Source organism: Oleiphilus sp. HI0123 (assembly GCF_001635315.1).
Genome location: NZ_LWGE01001306.1, coordinates 1 through 4,741, shown reverse-complemented (window position 1 = coordinate 4,741; position 4,741 = coordinate 1). Strand labels below are relative to the sequence as shown.

Below are 4,741 nucleotides of genomic sequence, written 5' to 3'. Positions count from 1 at the left end.
TACCACCATTCAAAAACTTTAAACCAATGAAAGTCACGCAAAGCTTCAAGGGCCGCTTTAGCCACAATTCGCAACCAAGCCTATATGCAATCGATATTGGTATGACAGTAGGAACCCAGATTAGCGCAGCGCGCGGTGGAGTCGTTATTTCGACAAAAGATGACTACGCCTCAGCTGGCGTTTCAAGCCCTTTTTTTATTGATAAAGCGAATGTCGTAAGAGTTCTTCACGATGATGGAACTTATGCGGTGTATGCACATTTACTCTTGGGCAGTATACGAGTGAAAGCTGGGGATAAAGTTAAGGCAGGTCAAATCTTGGCGCTCTCAGGGAACACGGGTTACTCCACAGGCCCACACCTACATTTTGTTATACGTAAAAATGACAAGGGGCGGAGCAAGTCTCTACCTTTCAAACTAATGCAAAAAGGAAGCCCACTTAAACCTGAGCAGGGCATGTGGTTGCTTCCAACTGGGCATTAAAATATTTACTTGATTCCTAGCTTACTTAGATCGCTGAGCTCTCGAGTTGCCATTTCTTCATTTAAGCGAGTAATCGTATATTTTGCTTGTTCTTGCTTCGCTTCTTCTTCCTTGTCTTTGAAGTAGACTTTAATTTCAAAACTATCCTGGGACTGAATAAGCGCCTCGGCTCTCACTAACTCGGTGTCTAGGCCTGGATACAAATCCAGCTTGCGCTTAACAATCTTTTTTATCTCGCCCTCTAAGCTTTTTAATGCATCCTTACTTGGGGCTGCGCCTTTCTGTTTACGTATAAAACGCTTCATTTTCAGCGCTCTATCAGCGCGAGAAAGCAAGGACATATTCCAGGCAACAACAAGCATATCTAGACGTGACTGTAATTCACTCGCACTGCCCGCTGAATAGAGTAGATCACCACTTATATCGACCAGCATTTGTGAAGTATTTTCTTGTTCCGACATAAGGCCTCTTATTGAAGGTAAGTAATATTCTTAAACTGCTTGCAGTATATCCCAGGCACCCAATGAGTGCATTAACTCTCAACAACACTACCTATATTGAACCGCAAGCCCGGCGATAAGCTGTCAATAGCGTTCACTAGTTGTTTTTGGCAAACTGGTCTCAAAATTAAACTATACGACAGTTAAAGATAACGTTAATATAAGTGCTATAAATACTGCTACTAGGGAAGCATTTCTTAAGGGAGCTCTTAAAGGAACTAAGGTAAGAATCATAGCATTTTCTGCCACAACGAATGACGTGGCTAAACTTTATCTTTAGTGAGCTGACTGTGATTATCACCATTATCCATACCCTTGAAGCGCTAGTTGTATTATTAATCGGCATCAAGTTTCTAAAGATTAGATCTTTATACAAAGAGGCTTACAGTCACAACTCTCTAGCAGCAACCAGTACCCCTGATTCCGTCCAGCAAACTAAGCACTCAAGAACAGTTGCCGCGCCAGGCAAGGCATCCAAGCCAAAGTCTTTTCTAAAAACGCTTCCCGAACCTGAAGTATTATTTTCAGTAGAAAATGAAAGCCTAAGTTCGAATGAAGCAACGAAACCTATCGCCAAAAAAGATTTACTAAATGATTATATCGATGACTTCTTTTTTGATGCGCCGTTACAAGAAAAGCCCGTAAATAAAGACGCTATTGTTCATAGCCATGTAAAAGATTCATCTAACGATGATGAGTTTATTACGATACAGGAAGAAAATGCTCAGGTAGTTAGAGCTATGGAATCATTGAAGAAGGAAATTGGACTAACAGTTTAAACCTACAGGGTAAACCGCTCAATGCCTTACAAGCACTCGCATAACCTAAGCAACACCTAGCATAGAAGCCCCTCATGCAAACCATTTAGCTAGTCTCTCCGGTGTTAGCAAGAAGCGATGCAATATTTTCTGGGTCATAGCAGCCACAAAAACAAAACATCTCATGTCAGTTTTTTTTACACATAAAGATCAACGATCTATAAGCACAAACTATAACAACCAAGCATTAATAGAATATATAAATAACGGCATAATTCCCGCTTACTTCAGTGAGTGCAAGAACGCACTAAAATTATTCTAAGGGAGTTTACACATGAAAAAACTAAAACCAGCATTAGTCGCTACAATGCTATGCGGCTCATCAGCAGCATTCGCTGTACCATTTAGCTATGACGCGATAGACGTTCCAGAAAGAATCCCTCAAGACGGAACAGCAGGTAACACCTACAGCTTTATCTTTAATACAGTTGGCGCCTCTGGAACCATCGCAGACCTAAATGTTTACATTGATATTGAACACACTTGGATGCAAGACCTAGATATCTTTATCACAAACACTTTTACAGGTACCGAAGTGCAGCTATTCGACCAGTATGGTGGCTCAGGTGATAACCTAGCTCAAGTCACTTTTGATGACGAAGCAGGAACTCATATAAGCACTGTCGCAGCGCCTTTTGGCCCAGGAACCTTCCAGGGCACTGAATTGCTTTCAGCATTTGATGGCGAGTCACTCAGCACTGTATGGCAACTTACCATCTTCGATAGATTAGCTGGCGACACAGGTACTCTTAATGCTTGGGGTATCAGTGGTGATACTGCCGACTCTGTGTCAGTAGCCGAGCCAGGTACTCTTGCTTTGCTTGGTCTTGGACTAGCAGGCCTTGGCTTTACTCGTAGAAGAGTTTAAGCATGATTTGCTGCCTCTGCATTAGAGGCAGCAACCTTCCGGCAAACATTGGTAGCTGGCCATTAATGTTGGCCGAATAAACCAGCTCTCAATAAGTAACGCTATACTTTACACCTCTACTTACTTAATCGCCAAGAGCAGTGCTTGTTCAGCCAAATCTTCAATTGATATTTCTCCATCCCGCTTATACCAGGTAGTCGTCCAGCTTAATGCTCCAGTTAAGAAACGACGTAAAATAAAAGTATCCGCCTTAATCTGCCCCTCTGCTTTAGCTTTATCTAAAGCACCTAACCATAGCTGCTCATATTCATCTCTAAGCTTAAGAATATCTCTTTGGTTTCCTTCGTTTAGGCTACGCCATTCATAGACTAGAACAGACATCGCATCCCCGGTAACACCCGTGATGGCTTCGATCTCACAAGTAATTAATGCAAGAACTTCTTCTTTGGCCGAACTTGCTGCAGCGAGTTTGGTACGCATCAGGTGCGTATTATAGATAATCACCTCTTCCATCACTGCTTTAAGTATCTCTTCTTTGGTTTTGAAATGGTGAAAAATACTGCCTGATTGAATACCCACGGCCGCCGCAAGGTCTCTCACTGTCGTGCGTTCATAGCCTTTCACTCGAAATAGTCTAGCAGCCTCAATTAGTAATCTGCCTTTAGCACTTTTTGGATCTGTCATCAGACCTTCTTTTATTAACTCTTTACCATTCATAATTTTTTACACCTATTACAAAAAGACAGAATAGCCTACACACAAGGAAGTTCGGGCTATTTGACCAAGTGCTTGCTTGAGCATTATTTCAGATAAACATCATAACGCAAAATACAGGGTTTACAAACCAAGCGCTTGCTTGGTAAAGTTGACTTGGTGATAGCGTTCCAAATGATTAGAACAACAGACGTTTAATTAGTGAAACAGGTAAACATCATGGCAAGAAGCAGCATACGCATTGGCTGCGCCTCAGCATTTTGGGGCGATACAGAAACCGCAGCAGCTCAGCTAGTTGAGAAAGGTAATATTGATTACCTTGTCTTTGATTATTTAGCCGAGATCACTATGTCTATTATGGCCGGACAAAAAATGAAAGACCCCAATGCCGGCTACGCCTCGGACTTTGTCGAAACCGCTATGGGTCCCTTACTTAAAACAATAAAAACCAAGGGCATCAAAATCATCAGCAACGCTGGCGGCGTTAACCCGCAAGCCTGTGTCGCTGCACTTGAAAAGGTAGCTGAATCCACGGGCCTTGAGTTGAAAATTGCCATGGTCGATGGCGACAACGTACTACCGAAAAAGTCTCACTATGCCAAGCAAGGCGTTAAAGAAATGTTTACCGGTGCAGATATGCCACCAATGTTTGTTAGCATGAATGCCTATTTAGGAGCGCCCGGTATAGCCGTCGCGCTAGATTCTGATGCTGATATCGTTGTCACAGGTCGTGTTGTCGATAGTGCCGTCGTGTTGGGTGCGATGGTTCATGAGTTTGGCTGGGCCTGGAATGACTACGACAAACTGGCACAAGGCAGCTTGGCCGGTCATATCATCGAATGTGGTGCCCACTGTACCGGTGGCAATTTCACTGATTGGGAACTCGTTAAAGATGATTTTGCTGATATGGGCTTCCCTATTGTTGAAATTAAGGACGATAGTTCCTTCTTTGTCACCAAGCCAAAAGATACAGGTGGTTTAGTTTCTGAAGCAACCGTTGCAGAGCAATTGGTTTATGAGATCGGTGACCCTAACGCTTACCTATTACCCGACGTTACTTGCGACTTTACACAAGTCAGATTAAAGCAAGACGGCGCCAATATCGTCCAAGTGTCAGGCGCACTAGGCCGAGCACCGAGCGATCAATACAAGGTATCAGCAACCTGGCGAGACGGTTTCAAGTGCACCGTCACCTTCTTGTTAGCCGGAATCAACGCAAAAGCGAAAGCCCAAGCCGTGGCTGAAGCGATTCTTGAAAAGACTAGCCATATGATCGAGGCTAAGGGCTTGAAGGCCTATTCGGAAAAAAGCATTGAGTTACTGGGCACCGAAACCACTTACGGTGAACAAGGCGCATCT

The 4,741-nt window shown here is 43.3% G+C and carries 6 protein-coding genes; 4 read left to right on the top strand and 2 right to left on the bottom strand.

Translation table 11 applies throughout. The features are described from left to right. The coding region (locus tag A3761_RS15900) for a M23 family metallopeptidase (RefSeq protein ID WP_197473070.1) at positions 1 to 482 on the top strand (482 nt) is incomplete at its 5' end. Positions 483 to 487: 5 nt separating this feature from the next. Here the strand turns inward: A3761_RS15900 and A3761_RS15895 are convergent. Next, positions 488 to 943, bottom strand: coding sequence for a hypothetical protein (locus A3761_RS15895; RefSeq protein ID WP_068510452.1), 456 nt, complete (start codon positions 941 to 943; stop codon positions 488 to 490). 293 nt (positions 944 to 1,236) lie between these two features. On the opposite strand from A3761_RS15895, the gene A3761_RS15890 reads away from it, so the two are divergent. After that, on the top strand, positions 1,237 to 1,761 hold the full coding sequence (locus A3761_RS15890) for a hypothetical protein (protein ID WP_068510450.1): 525 nt from the start codon (positions 1,237 to 1,239) through the stop codon (positions 1,759 to 1,761). Positions 1,762 to 2,074: 313 nt separating this feature from the next. After that, on the top strand, positions 2,075 to 2,668 hold the full coding sequence (locus tag A3761_RS15885) for a proprotein convertase P-domain-containing protein (RefSeq protein ID WP_068510448.1): 594 nt from the start codon (positions 2,075 to 2,077) through the stop codon (positions 2,666 to 2,668). Positions 2,669 to 2,788: 120 nt separating this feature from the next. On the opposite strand, the gene A3761_RS15880 is transcribed toward A3761_RS15885, so the two are convergent. Further along, complete coding sequence (locus A3761_RS15880; protein WP_068510446.1) at positions 2,789 to 3,385, bottom strand: TetR/AcrR family transcriptional regulator; 597 nt, start codon at positions 3,383 to 3,385, stop codon at positions 2,789 to 2,791. A gap of 216 nt (positions 3,386 to 3,601) precedes the next feature. On the opposite strand from A3761_RS15880, the gene A3761_RS15875 reads away from it, so the two are divergent. Then, positions 3,602 to 4,741 (top strand): acyclic terpene utilization AtuA family protein (locus tag A3761_RS15875; RefSeq protein ID WP_156491889.1); only part of this gene is annotated, 1,140 nt, incomplete at its 3' end.